The 14,615-nt window shown below is 66.6% G+C and carries 13 protein-coding genes; 8 read left to right on the forward strand and 5 right to left on the reverse strand.

From position 1 onward, the window contains the following. Nucleotides 1-6: 6 nt before the first annotated feature. Complete coding sequence (locus tag A3CU_RS0125025; RefSeq protein WP_027944609.1) at nt 7-954, reverse strand: alpha/beta hydrolase; 948 nt, start codon at nt 952-954, stop codon at nt 7-9. Nucleotides 955-1,076: 122 nt separating this feature from the next. Here A3CU_RS0125025 and A3CU_RS46530 point away from each other — a divergent pair, with 122 nt between their 5' ends. After that, nucleotides 1,077-3,263, forward strand: a complete 2,187-nt coding sequence (locus A3CU_RS46530) for an arylsulfatase (protein WP_211246508.1) — start codon at nt 1,077-1,079, stop codon at nt 3,261-3,263. A 15-nt stretch (nt 3,264-3,278) separates the two neighbouring features. Then, nucleotides 3,279-4,028, forward strand: a complete 750-nt coding sequence (locus A3CU_RS0125035) for an SDR family NAD(P)-dependent oxidoreductase (RefSeq protein WP_027944610.1) — start codon at nt 3,279-3,281, stop codon at nt 4,026-4,028. A gap of 5 nt (nt 4,029-4,033) precedes the next feature. Here A3CU_RS0125035 and A3CU_RS0125040 read toward each other — a convergent pair whose 3' ends face one another. After that, nucleotides 4,034-5,101 (reverse strand): DUF1214 domain-containing protein, encoded by a 1,068-nt coding sequence (locus A3CU_RS0125040; protein ID WP_043842492.1) that lies wholly within the window; start codon nt 5,099-5,101, stop codon nt 4,034-4,036. 145 nt (nt 5,102-5,246) lie between these two features. On the opposite strand from A3CU_RS0125040, the gene A3CU_RS0125045 reads away from it, so the two are divergent. From A3CU_RS0125045 to A3CU_RS0125060, 3 genes are all read left to right on the forward strand, one after another. Next, nucleotides 5,247-6,119, forward strand: a complete 873-nt coding sequence (locus A3CU_RS0125045; protein ID WP_027944612.1) for a TIGR03619 family F420-dependent LLM class oxidoreductase — start codon at nt 5,247-5,249, stop codon at nt 6,117-6,119. 434 nt (nt 6,120-6,553) lie between these two features. Then, nucleotides 6,554-7,825: an HNH endonuclease signature motif containing protein gene (locus A3CU_RS0125055; protein ID WP_027944613.1), complete on the forward strand. Its 1,272-nt coding sequence runs from the start codon at nt 6,554-6,556 to the stop codon at nt 7,823-7,825. 293 nt (nt 7,826-8,118) lie between these two features. Further along, nucleotides 8,119-8,796: a leucine-rich repeat domain-containing protein gene (locus tag A3CU_RS0125060; protein WP_245617321.1), complete on the forward strand. Its 678-nt coding sequence runs from the start codon at nt 8,119-8,121 to the stop codon at nt 8,794-8,796. A 23-nt stretch (nt 8,797-8,819) separates the two neighbouring features. Here A3CU_RS0125060 and A3CU_RS0125065 read toward each other — a convergent pair whose 3' ends face one another. Together A3CU_RS0125065 and A3CU_RS0125070 are read right to left on the reverse strand one after the other, a co-directional pair. Beyond that, a complete protein-coding gene (locus A3CU_RS0125065; RefSeq protein WP_027944615.1) occupies nt 8,820-9,125 on the reverse strand; it encodes a hypothetical protein in 306 nt (101 codons plus the stop codon). Beyond that, nucleotides 9,122-10,279, reverse strand: coding sequence for a 3-ketosteroid-9-alpha-monooxygenase, oxygenase component (locus tag A3CU_RS0125070; RefSeq protein ID WP_027944616.1), 1,158 nt, complete (start codon nt 10,277-10,279; stop codon nt 9,122-9,124). The genes A3CU_RS0125065 and A3CU_RS0125070 overlap by 4 nt, the downstream gene beginning before the upstream one ends. Nucleotides 10,280-10,457: 178 nt before the next feature. Here A3CU_RS0125070 and hsaA point away from each other — a divergent pair, with 178 nt between their 5' ends. Genes hsaA through A3CU_RS0125085 form a run of 3 tightly spaced genes read left to right on the forward strand, consistent with a single transcriptional unit; the run spans nt 10,458 to nt 13,624 of the window. After that, nucleotides 10,458-11,624, forward strand: coding sequence for a 3-hydroxy-9,10-secoandrosta-1,3,5(10)-triene-9,17-dione monooxygenase oxygenase subunit (gene hsaA, locus A3CU_RS0125075; protein WP_027944617.1), 1,167 nt, complete (start codon nt 10,458-10,460; stop codon nt 11,622-11,624). A 5-nt stretch (nt 11,625-11,629) separates the two neighbouring features. Next, nucleotides 11,630-12,850, forward strand: a complete 1,221-nt coding sequence (gene cysC / locus A3CU_RS46535; protein WP_052372137.1) for an adenylyl-sulfate kinase — start codon at nt 11,630-11,632, stop codon at nt 12,848-12,850. Nucleotides 12,851-12,871: 21 nt separating this feature from the next. Continuing rightward, complete coding sequence (locus A3CU_RS0125085; RefSeq protein WP_027944618.1) at nt 12,872-13,624, forward strand: 3'(2'),5'-bisphosphate nucleotidase CysQ; 753 nt, start codon at nt 12,872-12,874, stop codon at nt 13,622-13,624. Between the two features lies 1 nt (nt 13,625). On the opposite strand, the gene A3CU_RS0125090 is transcribed toward A3CU_RS0125085, so the two are convergent. Further along, nucleotides 13,626-14,561: a 3-oxoacyl-ACP reductase gene (locus A3CU_RS0125090; protein ID WP_027944619.1), complete on the reverse strand. Its 936-nt coding sequence runs from the start codon at nt 14,559-14,561 to the stop codon at nt 13,626-13,628. Nucleotides 14,562-14,615: the final 54 nt, after the last annotated feature.

The following is a 14,615-nucleotide window of genomic DNA, read 5'->3' on the forward strand; positions in this document are numbered from 1 at the left end:
CATCGGTTACCCGTTCTGGCGGAACGCCCGGGCCAGCGCCTGAACCAGATCGGCGTTCATGCGATCCGAAATCGCGGTGCCGAGCGCGACGCCGGACGATCCGTGGAAGGTACCCGGGTAGTGGTGAAGCTCGGTCGGCACGCCCGCCTGTATCAACCTTCTGGCGTAGTCGATGCCTTCGTCCCGAAGCGGGTCGAACTCGCAGGTCACCACGTATGCCGGTGGCAGGCCGCCCAGATCGTCAGCGCGGGCCGGCGCCGCGTAGGGTGATGTGTCACCCTGATGGCCGTCGCCGAGATAGGCTTTCCAGCTCAGCACGGCGTTGTTGAATGTCCACAGCGGAGTGTCGACGTAGGTCTTCACCGACTCGGTGCTGAGGCTGTCGTCGAGTTCGGGAATATCCAGAACCTGGAAGCAAAGTCGCGGACCGTTGCGATCCCGCGCGAGCAACGCGACCGCCGCGGCCAGGCCGCCGCCGGCGCTCTGCCCGCCGACCGCCAGGCGGTCGGCGTCGATGCCCAGCTCGCCGGCGTGTTCAGCGGTCCACAAGAGACCGGCGTAACAGTCCTCGACCGGCGCCGGAAACGGATGCTCCGGCGCCAGCCGGTATTCGACCAGGACTCCCACCGCATTGAGCTCATCCACAAGCTCCGCGACAGGGCGGAGGTCGCCGTCGGCGTCTCCGAGCACAAAGCCCCCGCCGTGGATCCAATACAGTGCCGGCGCGGGTGCTGTCGAGTCCTTCTTTTTGATGATGGTCAGCTCGACATCGGGGGAACCGGCCGGCCCCGGCACGCGTCGCTTGCGGACGGACAGCGTGTCAGGAACGACGAATTGCGGCCTCAGCGCGCGCATCTGCACCAACAGGGCACGCGCCGCCGGGATATCGGAGATGTCGAGTTCCGGGAGGATATCGACGATGGGAACGAGTTCGGGATCGTAACGGTAGGCCATCGACACCTCCGGTGGCGTGCGGGGACCCGATTATGGCCGAACGTCCGGGCCGCGCGTCCCGGCGGTCCCGCTGATCGGGATGGCCGGCCTGTTGCGCGTTCGTGGCTGCCTACCGTCACGGTGTGACCGAGCTTAGTCTTCCCCGCGGCCCCGTCGGCGCGCCGAACGTGGTCCTGGTGATGCTGGATGATGTGGGCTTCGGGGCGTCAGAGGTGTTCGGGGGGCCGGTTTCGACGCCCGCCGTGGCGCGGCTGGCGCAGGCGGGGTTGCGGTACACCCGGTTTCACACCACGGCGATTTGCTCACCGACCCGCGCATCGCTGCTGACCGGCCGTGACGCGCACGTGGCGGGCGTGGGCACGGTGATGAACACGTCGAACAGGTATCCGGGTTATCAGGGGATCATGCGAGACGAGACCGCGACGATCGCGACCGTGCTGCGCCAGAACGGTTACGCGACCGCCTGTTTCGGGAAATGGCACCTGGCGCCGCCGTGGGAGACCTCGCAACTGGGTCCGTTCGATCGATGGCCGACTGGCCGCGGGTTCGACACGTTCTACGGGTTCCTCGGTGGGGAAACCGATCAGTTCGAGCCGACGTTGTATTCCGGCACGACCCCGGTGACCCGGCCCGACGAGGAAAGTTATCACCTCACCGAGGACCTGGTGGATCGGTCGATTCGGTGGGTGCGGATGCAGCATTCGTTGACCCCGGATCGACCGTTTCTGCTCTACCTGGCGCCGGGCGCGACGCATGCTCCGTTACAGGTGCCGCGGCCGTTCCGGGACAAGTACCGGGGCCGGTTCGCGCGGGGCTGGGACGTGATGCGGGCGGAGATCCTCCGACGGCAGAAGGCGCTGGGGGTGGTGCCGCCCGAAACCGAATTGACGCCGAGGCCGGATGCGTTGCCGGCTTGGGAGTCCCTGGACGCGGATCGCCGGCGGGTGGCGGAGCGGTTGATGGAAGCCTATGCGGGGTTCCTGGAACATACCGACGTTCAGATCGACCGCTTTGTCCGGGCATTGCAGGATGACGGGTTGTTTGACAACACGCTGTTTTGCTACATCGTGGGCGACAATGGCAGCAGTGCGGAAGCCGGCATCGACGGCAGCATCAACTACCTGGGCGCACTGCAGGGCATGCCGGAGTCGCTGCAGCAGCAACTCGACGCACTGGATGAGATCGGCGACCCGCAGACCTATCCGCAATACCCCGCTGGCTGGGCGTGGGCGATGTGCTCGCCGTTTCAATGGGTCAAGCAGGTGGCGTCGCACTTCGGCGGTACCCGCAATCCGATGGTGCTGTCCTGGCCGGCTCGCATCGCCGGATCCGGCGGTATCCGGACCCAGTTCTGCCATGTCAACGACCTGGTGCCGACCATCCTGCAGGCCGCCGGCATCGAGGCGCCGAGCGTGGTCAACGGGGTGGAGCAGGAACCGATGGACGGGGTGAGCCTGGCCTACACCTTCGACGATGAAGACGCCCCGGAACGGCACACCACGCAGTACTTCGAGGTGTTCGGGCATCGCTCGGTCTACCACCACGGATGGATCGCGTCCGCGTTTCATCGCGCGGGGATGCCGTGGACCGTGGGGCTGCCTCCGGTCGACGCACCTTTTGACGACGACGTCTGGGAGTTGTACGACACGACGCGGGACTTCAGCCAGGCCCACGACCTCGCCCCGCAGGAGCCGGACAAGCTGGCCCAACTGCAGGAGGTGTTCGCCGAGGAGGCGGCCAGGGTGCACATCCTGCCGCTACGCGACGCACGGGTACACCGCACCCCGATGCCGAACCTCGCCGCCGCCCGTACCGAGCTGACCTACTATCCGGGCGCCGTCGGTATCCCCGAGACCAACGGCCCGGCGTTGTGCGGGCGGTCCTGGACGATACGGGCGCATCTCGGCGTCGGGCAGCGCGGCGCGGCGGGTGTCCTGGCCACGATGGGTGGCCGGCATGGCGGTTTCGCGCTGTACCTGACGAGCGAGGGCAGGCCGGAATTCGTCTACCGGGCGTTCGAGACCGGCACCGTGGAGCTTGCGGGGAAGCGCCCGCTGACCGTCGGTGAACACGTGGTGGAGGTGGACCTCGACTACGACGGCGGCGGACGAGGCCGGGGAGCGTGGATCACGCTGCGGGTCGACGGCGCGGAACTGGGCAGGGACCGGACCGAGCGCACCCCGCGCGGGTTCTTCTCCATCGACGAGACCTTCGATGTCGGCGCCACCACGGGCTCACCGGTCGGGAACTTCCCCCGCGTCTTCCCGTTCACCGGCGAACTGCACAAGGTCGAGTTCGTCCTTGGTTGACCGACAGGAGGCAAGGTGCACGGCAAGGTAGCGATCGTCACCGGCGCAGGGCAGGGCGTCGGCCAGGGCATTGCCCGCGCGCTGGCGACGGAGGGCGTCGATGTGGCCGTTCTCGGCCGCACCGCGAGCAAACTCGAATCCACCTGTGTCCAGTTGCGCGACAAAGGGGTCAAGGCGGAACCGTTCATCTGCGACGTGAGCGCGACGGACGAGGTTCCCGGCATTGTCGCGGCGGTGGTGGACGCATTCGGTGGGCTCGACATCGTGGTCAACAATGCCTACCACGGGCGGCTGGGTCCGTTGTTGTCGCTGGACGACGATGGGTTCCAGCAGGGTTTTCGCAGCGGTCCATTCGCGACGTTCGCGTTCATGAAGGCCTGTCACCCTCATTTGGCGGCGCGCGGTGGAGGCAGCATCGTCAACCTGGTCACCTCCGCGATGATGCGGTGGGATCAGTCGAACTACGGTGCCTACGCGGCGGCGAAGGCCGCCGTGCAGTCCCTGACGCGGACGGCGGCGGCGGAATGGGGCCGCGACGGGATTCGGGTGAACTGCATAGCACCGTTGGCGCTCTCCCCGGCGTTGAAAGGATGGTCGGAAGCCAATCCCGAGGAAGCGGAGGAGTTTCTGCGGACGGTTCCTCTCGGCTATATCGGTGACTGCGAACGTGACATCGGGCGGGCCGTGGTGATGCTCGTCGGTGAGGATGCCCGTTATCTCACCGGGGCGACGGTACCGCTGGACGGTGGGCAGGCCAGGTTCTGATGCGGTCAGATCTTGATGACCTTGCAGCGGGGCAACGGGTGGTCTTTCGCCTTGACCCAGCGCATTAGCGCTGTCCCCTCCTGGTGGAATCCGGTGGTGATCCAGTTGCCGAACCCGGGGTTTTTCGCGGAGACCACGATGGTGAGCGTACCGTCGTCGTTGAGCTCACCGGTGTGGTTGTTGATGTAGGTGTTCATCCGGTCGTGGTCCAGCGACTCCATCCACCAGTTCTGCAGCACGAAGTTCCAGTATTCGCAGTCGGGGACGTCGGTCTCGATCACCCAGGCCTCGTCGTCGGCCAGCTTCCAGTAACCGTGCAGGTAGAAGATCGTGGGATCGCCGCCGGCCCGCTGGAAGAAGTCCTGGCCCCAGTCGGGCAGCTCGTTGGGGCGCTGCATGAACATCCGCGTCCAGCCGGCGAACGTCGACGCGGTGCCCTTGACGAACTGGGTGGTGAGTTCGAGCTGGCGCGCGAACCGATCCGGATCGAGTGGCTCGGCGGCGCCGGGATCGTCCAGCAGCTCGATGCGCACTTCCGCCGGTGTCTCGGATTTCCTGTCCTGGAACGATTGTCGTCCGGTGATGTTCGTGGTGTCGTCCGCGAGCGGCAGCCAGGCGCCGCTGGCCGGTTTGTCCTTGCTCGCGATGAAGCTGAACCGGCCGTCCTCCTCGACCGGGATGTCGTCGCAGTGCAGTTCCCCGGTGGATGCCATGGTCCCGTCGATGTGGTAGCGGTTCGCCTTGGAGCCGAAGGTGAGCAGCGGCACCGTGCCGCGGGTTCCGCTGATCCGGTAACGATATTTGCCGGACACGGCGGCGCGCATGTAGATGTTGTCCGGATTGTCCGCGCCGATCTTGCATTTCATGTTCGGGTCGAGCGCGTCGGTGAAGTAGGGATGCAACGGGTCGGCGTACTCGATCGAGTTCAGCGAGGCATAACGCAACAGCCGGGTGAGGTAGCGTACGCCTTCCGCCTGGTTACGCGCATCACGTGGCGCGGACTCGGAGAGCAGCACGTTCCCGGCTTCTCGCAGCCGGTCACAGAACTCGTTCCACAGCTCGTTCGTGCTCATCAACACCTCACCTTCCTCGCCCATCGACGCTAGGGCGGCGGCCGGGCGGTGTTCGCCGCCGTCTCGCTGATCGGGATCACGGCGTGAGGTGGGTCCTACCTTGAGCCAAGGTAGCGCCGGGTACTCCAGGAACGGGGGTCGAACCATGAAGTGGGCCTTGTCCGGCGCCATGATCGATGCGGGCCAGCTGATCGAGCTGGCCAAGGTCGCGGAGGACGCCGGCTACCACAGCGTCGCGATGCCGGACTCGGTGTTCTACCCCGAGCACGTCTCCGCGGACTATCCGTACACTTCGGACGGTAACCGCATGTGGCGGCCGGAAGTCCCGATGCCCGACCCGTTCATCGCGATAGCCGCGATGTCGTCGGTCACCCGGCGGTTGCGGTTCTCCACGAACGTGTTGAAGCTGCCACTACGAGACCCGTTGCTCACCGCCAAGCAGATCGCGACGATGGCGGTCATGTCGGTCAACCGGGTAGCCATCGGGGTCGGCCTGTCCTGGATCCCCGAAGAGTTCACCTTCACACGCACCGACATGCGCACGCGCGGGGCACGCACGGACGAGGCGGTCGAGATCATCAAGGCGGTCTGCGCGGGCCGGGGACCGGAATGGGTGGAGTACCACGGCAGGCACTACGACTTCGACCGGCTGATGATCAGCCCGGCGCCGGACACGCCGGTTCCGATCTACGTTGGCGGCCACACCGAGCCAGGACTGAAGCGGGCGGCGAGGCTCGGCGACGGCTGGATCTCGGTGAACACCACCGTGACACAGCTGACCGACGCGATCCGCCGGCTCACCGAGCTGCGTGCGGACTATGGCCGGTCGGACGTTCCCTTCGAGATCGACGTGGCTCCAACCGATGTCAGCGGCGTCGATGGTTACCGCGAGCTGGAGCGGGCGGGCGTGACGATCTGCCGGGTCGTCCCATGGCGGCTTTACGGCGCCGAACCGACCCTGCCGGCGCGGATCGACGCCGTGCGCCGCTTCGCGGATGAAGTGATCGCCAAGTTCTAACCAGCCAGGTATTTGCTCGTTACGACTGTCCGGCCGGCGTCGTGACTGACCGGACGGAACTTCGTTGAACTCGGTCAGCGGATCGAACGCCGGACAGCGATTAGATAATAACGCAGCTTTCGAGCCAATTTGTCGTACTGGTTCCTGAAATTCTATGCCCTTCTGCCAGACCCAGTACCGGGCGGAACCAACTCGGTGGGGTACGGTCTCACCGCCGCCGAAGCCCTCAAGATCGACCACGCCCTGGTCAAGGCCGGACAGCTCGCCGCCGAAACACCCTGACCGAACCTCCGCAACCCGGCAACAGGCGGAAGCGCTGTCCGCTCGCGGTGCCGCGCTTCTGTCCTTTCTTGCGACTGCTTGCGTTGATCCTGCTCGGCAGATTAACCCGAACGTGTGTCGAACGTATGTCCTAAAGTTGATAGTATGGTGGCGTGTCCGAGCAGACTTCCGCTTCCCGGTTGTGGCAGGTCCCCGATGGGGACCTGGCCGCGATCGGGTTGACGTGTGAGGAAAGGCTGCGGGTCGCCTATGCGGAGATGCTCGAGTTCGTGGGGGAGAGCGAGCAGCGTGGGCTGGGGAAGTCCTTGGGATTCAAGGACAATGCCGCGTTCCTGAGCGATACCTTGCGGATTTCTGCGCGGGAAGCCAAACAGCGCATCGACCATGCTGCGGCGACCATGGCGTCCTCGTCGCTGACCGGGGTGCCGCAGCCGCCGCCGCAGGCCGCCACCGGCGAAGCCCTCACCGCGGGGGACATCAACGTAGAGCATGTCCACGCGATTACTACGACTATGCAGGCGTGCCCGGCGGAGATTCCGGTTGAGCAGCGCGAGGCGGATGAGCGGATTCTGGTGGAGTTGGCTCGGCAGGCCGGGCCGGAGGCGGTGCGCAAAGCCGGCCGTCGGCTGCGCTCTCTCTGGGAGCAGGAGACCGCGCCACCGGAAGACAAGGACCGCGAACAGGCTCACCCACTGCGCCGGCTGGACATCACGCGCCGCAAAGACGGCAGCATCCGCTTCAGCGGTGAACTCGACGCCGAAACCGCCGAAGAGCTCGACGGGCTACTCGGTCCGCTGGCGAAGCCACACAAGAATCCCGAGACCGGTGAGCATGATTCCCGCACCCCCGCCGAACGAGCAGGAGACGCGCTGGCCGAGATCATTGGCTTGGCCGCGCGTTGCGATGAGTTGTCGACTCAGGGCGGTGAGCGCGCGGTGATGATCGTGTCGGTCACTCTCGCGGAGCTGGAGAACCGTGCCCGGCACGCCTTCCTCGACATCCCCGGGATATCGAGCGTCGACGGCCTTCGCCGCCTGGCGTGTGAGGCCAAGGTGGTGCCCGCGATCTTCGGCAACAACGCCGCGCCCCTGTATGTGGGCGATGCTTCCCGGTTCGCCACCCCCGCCCAACGCCGCTACCTGGCCGCACGAGACGGCGGATGTGCGTTTCCCGGTTGCACTCGCGGTCCTAAGTGGACGACACCACACCATGTCGTGTCCTGGTCGGTGGACAAGCGCACCGACGCCGACAATCTCGTGCTGCTGTGCGCTAAGCATCACCGGGTGATTCATCACACGTCCTGGGAGGTACGGATGAACGGGCATCTGCCCGACTTCATCCCGCCGCCCTGGATTGACCAGGAGCGAAGACCCATGCGCAACCTCGCGCACACCACCCCACCCAGATACCAACAAGCCGCATAACTCCACAGGGTCAGCACCCGGACAGACACCACCGTCATCCGGGCGCTGACCCTGTCATGCGGCCCAGTTCACCGCCTGCCTAACCCAATCGAGTTCGTCTGCTACGGCCTGACGTAGTTTGGCCGGGTGACTGGAGGGCTCAGACGTGTGCATCTTCCTCGCCGCCCCCACCAAGTGCGGTACCTGACCGACGTTCACGTGTAGGCCAGTCAAGACCTCAAATCTCTTGAGTTCGCTGGGAGAGCGAGAACGTGGAACAAGTAGTGAATCTGTGGCGGTGCGGTGTCGGGGAGGTGCCGGAGTCAGTCTGGCGGCGGACTGACCTGGAGGTGCTGATCCTGGCGGACAACGGGCTGACGACGATCTCGCCCAAGATCGGACTGCTGCACCACCTGCGCACGCTGGATCTGGGACACAACGCACTCACCACAGTCCCCGAGGAAGTGGGTGACTTGCCAGCACTCACCGACTTCCTGTACCTGCACGACAACCGGTTGACCGGGCTCCCCGAATCGCTCGGACGCCTGACGCGGCTGCGCTACCTCAACGTCAGTGAGAACAACCTCACCGGACTCCCCGAGACCATCGGTGACATGCGTAACCTCATCGAACTGCGAGCCCAGCACAACGACCTGTCCAGGCTCCCCGACACGGTTGGCCGCCTGTCCCGGCTGCGAGAGCTGTGGCTTCGCGGAAACGCCCTTCAATGCCTACCGGAATCCGTCGCCGAACTGACGCAACTGCGTCACCTGGATCTCCGCGAGAACGCGCTGACCGAGATCCCCGAGTCTTTGGCCGGGCTCCCGCGTCTGCGCCACCTCGATCTACGGTCCAACCGCGTCCAGAAGTTGCCCGGCTGGATTGTCCGAATGCCCGCGCTCGAGAAGCTGGACCTGCGCTGGAACGACCTCGAACTCGCCGGCCATTTGCTCGACGACCTGGACCAACGTGGGTGTGTGGTGCTCAAGTGACCGAACAGCCCGAGGCCAGGATCCTAGCCGGCCATATCTGCCCGATCCTTTACCACGGCGACGTCGTCCTGAGCGACGAGCAGTTCCCCGGTAACTGCCGCATCGGCGATCGTCTGCCGTAGTGCGGAGCAGGTCGGGAAGTCGGTCTCCCGCAGCAGACCGTCGTCGTGGGCCTGCTTGCGCTCCAGGCAGGTTCGCGCCGAGTCCTGGTTCCACTGGATGCTGGTCTGCTGCCAGCTTGCCTTGCGCACCAGGACGACCGCGTCGCAGCGCCGGCACTGCACCGGGCTCATCGGCAGGGTTTCCAGCCGGTTGTCCGGGCGGATCATCGCGCGGCCGGTTCCTTCCGCGAGCGGGCGGCGCGCGCCGCGATGTTCTCCTCGACCTGCTTCTGCCACATCTGGACCGGCTTCGTGGTGTCCAGCTCGAACTCGAAACGTTCCACCATCTCCGGCTGGATGTCGGCAACGTCCACATAGAACTGTTCGTACCAGCGCCGCAACTGGTAGACCGGGCCGTCTTCCTCGCACAGCAACGGGTTGTCGATCCGCGCCTTGTTCTTCCAGATCTCCACGTCCTGCTCGAAGCCACGCCGGACGTATTCGCCCTGGGTGTTCGCGACCTGTAATGCGGCCTCTTCACCGAGATCCGCCTGCTTCTGCACGATGATCCCGTACTGCAATACGAACGAGTTCGCGGTCACCGGGTAATGACAGTTGATCAGCGTGGTCTTGATGTCGCGGTCCTCGTAGTGATAGGTCAGATCGTCGATCATGAACGACGGACCGTAGTACGCGGCGACCGAGGAGTTGCCGAGTAGCTGCGGCCCGCTGCCGTCGCCGGCGCGGACGTCCTCGCGGGACTTACCGTTCATGTGCTGCGCCGCGACGTGCCCTTCGAAGATGTTCTTGAAGTACGTCGGGAAGCTGTAGTGCACGTAGAAGAAGTGCGCCATGTCCACGACGTTGTCGATGATCTCCCGGCAGTTGGTGTGGACGAGCGTTTCGTACCAGACCCAGTCGGTCCAGCCCTCGTCCAGCGCGCCCTCGATCCGTGGCGGCTTCTGCGCCTCGATCGGCGGGTTGCCTTCAGGATCGTTCCACACGAACAGCATCCCGTCCTGCACCAGCGTCTGCCACGCCCGGGTGCGTGCGCGAAGCGGGACCCGGCGGGCGTAGGGGATCTGCTTGCATTTGCCGTCGCCGCCCCATCGCCAGTCGTGGAACGGGCAGGCGACCTCGTTGCCCTTGACGGTGCCCTGCGAAAGGTCGCCGCCCATGTGCCGGCAGTACGCGTCGAGGACGTTGAGGTTGCCGTCGGAGCCTTGGAACACGACGAGCTTGTCGCCGAAGGCGGTCACCGTGTGCGGCTTGCCGTCGGAAAATTCGCGTGCCAGCCCGAGGCAGTGCCACCCGCGAGCGAACCGCGTGGGCGCGGGGGCTGCCTCGATCGTGCGGACGTCGTTGTCGATGGCTTTGGTCATGGCGCTGGTACCCAATCCTTGCGTCGTGCGGGGAGTGAATCCGCCAGCCAGTCTCCTGCGGCGGGCGCGTCCGGCGTAGTCGTGATCCCGGTGGCCGGGACTCCGATCCCCTCGCCGGGATCGGGGCACGCACCATGGGCGGGGACAGCTGCCGCCGGCGTCGCACTGGAGCGTGGTCATGAGGAATGCGGTCCTCGAGGAGTTGCGGCCCGTCCTTCCACGGATAGCCGAGCGCGCGGGCCGTACGGACGCTGATGCGAACGTGCCCGTCGAGACCATGGCGGAGTTGAAGGCGGCCGGGGTGTTCCGGATGTTGCAGCCGAAACGCTTCGGAGGTACCGAGAGCAACCCGGTCGCCTTCTACGAGGTGGTGCGCGAACTCGCCGCGATCTGCGGATCCACCGGCTGGGTGACGGCGGTGCTCGGGGTGCACCCGTGGCAGCTCGGGCTGTTCGCCGAGCGAGCGCAGGAGGAGGTGTGGGGCAGCGACCCGAATGCCCTGGTGTCATCGTCGTATGCGCCGATCGGGCGGTTGACGCCGGTCGACGGCGGCTACCGGCTGTCCGGGCGCTGGAGCTTCTCGTCCGGCTGCGGGCACTGTTCCTGGGTGTTACTCGGCGGATGGCTGGCCGGCGCCGACGGCAAGCCGGTCGACGTCATCACCGTGCTGGTGCCGCGCAGCGATTACGTGATCAACGAGGTCTGGGACGTCAGCGGCTTGCGGGGCACCGCGAGCAACGACATCGTCGTGGAGAACGCCTTCGTGCCCAAGCACCGCAGCATCCGCAACTACGACCAGGCGCGGTTGCGCGGCCCCGGCCACCGGATCAACACCGGTCCGCTGTACCGGATGCCGTTCGCGTCGATCTTCACGACCACGGTCACCGCTCCCATCGTCGGTATGGCCGCCGGCTGCTATCGCAACTATGTCGAGCAGATGCGGGACCGGGTACGGCTCAGCTACGGCGGCAGGCCGTTCGCCGAAGACCAGTTCGCGCACGTCGCCGTCGCACGGGCCGCCTCGGAGATCGACGCGGCGGTGCTGCAGCTCGACCGCAACATCACCGAGCTCTACGAGTACGCGGCGGCGAACGAGCCGATCCCGATCGAGCTGCGGCTGCGTACCCGAAGGGACCAGGTTCGCGGCACCGAACGCGCCCTGGAGGCGATCGACCTGCTGTTCAAGACCGCGGGCGGCAACTCGTTGAAACGCGGCAACGCCGTCGAGCGGGCATGGCGGGACGCCCATGCCGGAAGCGTGCACGTCGCGAACGATGTGGAGCGGGCCCTGGCCATGTACGGACGCGGTGAATTCGGCTTCACCATCGAGGACAACCTGCTTTGAAACCCATGAAACAGTACTTTCCGAACCCTCGCGAACTTGACGACCTGGCGCTGCTGCGCAGCGGCGCGCTGGCCCCGTTGGCGGGTTTCGAGGGCAGCGACGGTCAGATCACGCTGCAGGTGCCGCCGGAGATCGCCGCCGACGGTGCGTTGGAACTGGTGGACGCCGAGGGTGCGCCGCTCGCACGAGTGTCCATCGAGTCGACGTACGCCGCCGGCGAGCTGGTTGGGGTCGTGGGCGGGGTGACACCGTGCGAACGCGGTGACTTCGCCTTCCAGCAACTACTCCTCGACACCGGTGAGGTCCGTCAGCGCTACGGCCCGAGCACGCTCACGGTGCCGGTGGATCGCGCGCTCACCGTGGCCGGCCTGCGGGACATCGAACGGGCCGCGGCCGGGCGTCCGGTGCTGCTGCTGGCGTTGGCCGGGCACAATCGGCCGCTCGGGCTGTCCCGCACCGGCCTGGTGCGGGCGACACTCGCCGCGGCCGGCTGTCTCCCCGCCGCCGACGTGGTGGTCGTGCCCCTGGCCCGGCGCGACGATCCGGCGGCGGATCGGCGTCTTCTGCGACGCGTCGTCCGCGCATACGCTCCCGGCGAGATCGCCGAATGCGGCGGCACGGGCGAGCTGCCGGAGGCCGTGGCGGAGGTGGTGCGGCGGGAGCGTTCCGGCGGACTGGTGGTCTTCTTCACCGGTTTGTCCGGAAGCGGCAAGTCGACCCTGGCCAGGGCATTGTGCCAGATCATCACCGAACGCGGGCGGCGCGCGGTCACCAGCCTCGACGGCGATGTCGTCCGGCGCAACCTCTCCGCCGGGCTGACCTTTTCCAGGCAGGACCGGGAAACCAACGTCCGGCGGATCGGCTGGGTGGCCGCCGAGATCAGCAGGCACGGCGGCGTCTCCGTATGCAGCCCGATCGCGCCGTTCGACGCGACGCGCAGGCAGGTGCGGTGCATGGTCGAGGAGGCGGGCGGAACGTTCGTGCTCATTCACGTGGCCACGCCACTCGCGGAATGCGAGCGACGGGATCGCAAAGGCTGGTATGCCAAGGCGCGACGCGGTGAGGTCGCCGAGTTCACCGGGATCTCCTCGCCGTACGAGGTTCCGCGGGACGCCGATCTACGGGTCGACACCACCGGCCGCGACGTCGACGATGTGATGGAGGATGTATTGAAGGTCGTCTGCGACCGGAGTCAGGTGTTGTCGCGAACGAAGGGGGCTCAGTAATTGGACCGCTCTCCAGAGCCGATGCCGGAGGCCGCGACGGACGATCACGTGTTCGCCGGCTGGGCCGCGGCCGGCGCGGGCGCGATGCTGGTGAAGCTTCGTGATTCCGGACTGTCGGGCCAAGACCTCAAGGACGCCGGTGACCTGGCTTCGCACCGGTTCCTGATGCGGCTGATCGGACAGTATCGTCCCGACGATGTCGTGCTGTCCGAAGAGGGAAAGGACGACCGGCGGCGGCTGTCCGCACGCCGGGTCTGGATCATCGATCCGTTGGATGGCACGCGGGAGTTCGCCGAGCCGCCGCGCGACGATTGGGCGGTGCACGTCGCGCTCTGGGAGGACGGCGACCTCGTCGCCGGTGCCGTGGCCCAACCGGGGCTCGGCACGACGTTCACCACCGCCGATCCCGTGGCTCCTGCCCGGACGGGACCGAGCGAGCGGCCGCGGCTGGCCGTGAGCCGGACGCGGCCTCCGCGGTTCGTGGCGGCGCTGGCCGAGGATCTGGGTGCCGAGCTGGTCCCGATGGGTTCGGCCGGTGCGAAGGTGATCTCGGTGGTCCGCGGAATCACCGACGCCTACGTGCACGCGGGCGGCCAGTACGAGTGGGACTCGGCGGCCCCGGTCGTCGTCGCCCGCGCGGCCGGCCTGCACACCAGTCGTGTGGATGGTGCCGCGCTGCGCTACAACCAGCCGGACGTGCTGCTGCCCGACCTGCTGGTCTGCCGGCCGGATCTGGCGGAGCCGATCATCCGCCTGGTGCGGAACTACCGGTGAGCTATTTCCGGGCCGTCAAGTTGTCCACCCCGGTGGTGTCCAGTTGCGCCACGTTGTAGGCGGAGAACGTCTGTCGCGGCGGACGGTCCGCGAAATACGGTGTGAGCCGCTCATCCATTTCCTCGACGGTGAACGTTCCGTCCGCGGCGGTGAACTTCTGCTCGACCGTAGCCGGCGCCAGTAACGCCACCATGTCTCCGTAGACGACGAACACCTGCCCGTTGATCTTGGCGGACGCCGGCGATGCCAGATAGCACACCAGGGTGGCGACCCGATCCGGAGACAGGATGTCGGGCCGGCTGCCGCTCTCCGGGTCACCGGCGAACACGTGCGCTGTCATGTCCGTCCGCGCGCGCGGACAGATCGCGTTGGCACATATGCCGTAGCGTGACAGTCCCTGCGCGGTCGACAGCGTCAACGCGGTGATTCCGGCCTTTGCCGCCGCGTAGTTGGGCTGGCCTGCCGACCCGAAAAGGAATGCCTCCGAGGTGGTGTTGACCATCCGCCCGTAGACCGGTTCCCCGGACTGCTTGCTCTTGCCGCGCCAGTAAACCGCGGCGGCACGGGAAACCGCCGCGTGCCCCTTGAGGTGAACCCGGATCACATCGTCCCATTGGGACTCGGTGAGGTTGAACAGCATGGTGTCACGCAGCACGCCCGCGTTGTTCACTACGATGTCCAGGCTGCCGAAGCTGTCCACCGCCGCCTGCACCAGCTCGTCACCGGTCGCCCACTGCCCGACATCGGCGCGGACGGCGACGGCGCGCCCGCCTGCGTCCACGATTTCGGCCGCGACCTTGTCGGCCGCCGGACCGACGTCGTTGACGACGACGGCCGCGCCGCGGCCCGCGAGGGCCAGTGCCTCGGCGCGCCCGAGGCCCGCACCGGCACCGGTGACGATCGCACTCCGGCCGGTCAGGCTGGTTGACTCCTTCACCCGTATCCGCTCCTTCGACTAGCGCTCGCTACGTGTTTACCACCTTGAGCAAGC

The organism is Amycolatopsis taiwanensis DSM 45107, assembly GCF_000519205.1.
Classification (GTDB): Bacteria; Actinomycetota; Actinomycetes; order Mycobacteriales; family Pseudonocardiaceae; genus Amycolatopsis_E; species Amycolatopsis_E taiwanensis.

Coding starts and splice junctions, on each gene's coding strand:
- A3CU_RS0125025 (WP_027944609.1), bottom strand. CDS start 954: ATGGCCTACCGTTACGATCCCGAACTCGTTCCCATCGTCGATATCCTC.
- A3CU_RS0125040 (WP_043842492.1), bottom strand. CDS start 5,101: ATGAGCACGAACGAGCTGTGGAACGAGTTCTGTGACCGGCTGCGAGAA.
- A3CU_RS0125045 (WP_027944612.1), top strand. CDS start 5,247: ATGAAGTGGGCCTTGTCCGGCGCCATGATCGATGCGGGCCAGCTGATC.
- A3CU_RS0125065 (WP_027944615.1), bottom strand. CDS start 9,125: ATGATCCGCCCGGACAACCGGCTGGAAACCCTGCCGATGAGCCCGGTG.
- A3CU_RS0125070 (WP_027944616.1), bottom strand. CDS start 10,279: ATGACCAAAGCCATCGACAACGACGTCCGCACGATCGAGGCAGCCCCC.
- hsaA (WP_027944617.1), top strand. CDS start 10,458: ATGAGGAATGCGGTCCTCGAGGAGTTGCGGCCCGTCCTTCCACGGATA.
- cysC (WP_052372137.1), top strand. CDS start 11,630: ATGAAACAGTACTTTCCGAACCCTCGCGAACTTGACGACCTGGCGCTG.
- A3CU_RS0125085 (WP_027944618.1), top strand. CDS start 12,872: ATGCCGGAGGCCGCGACGGACGATCACGTGTTCGCCGGCTGGGCCGCG.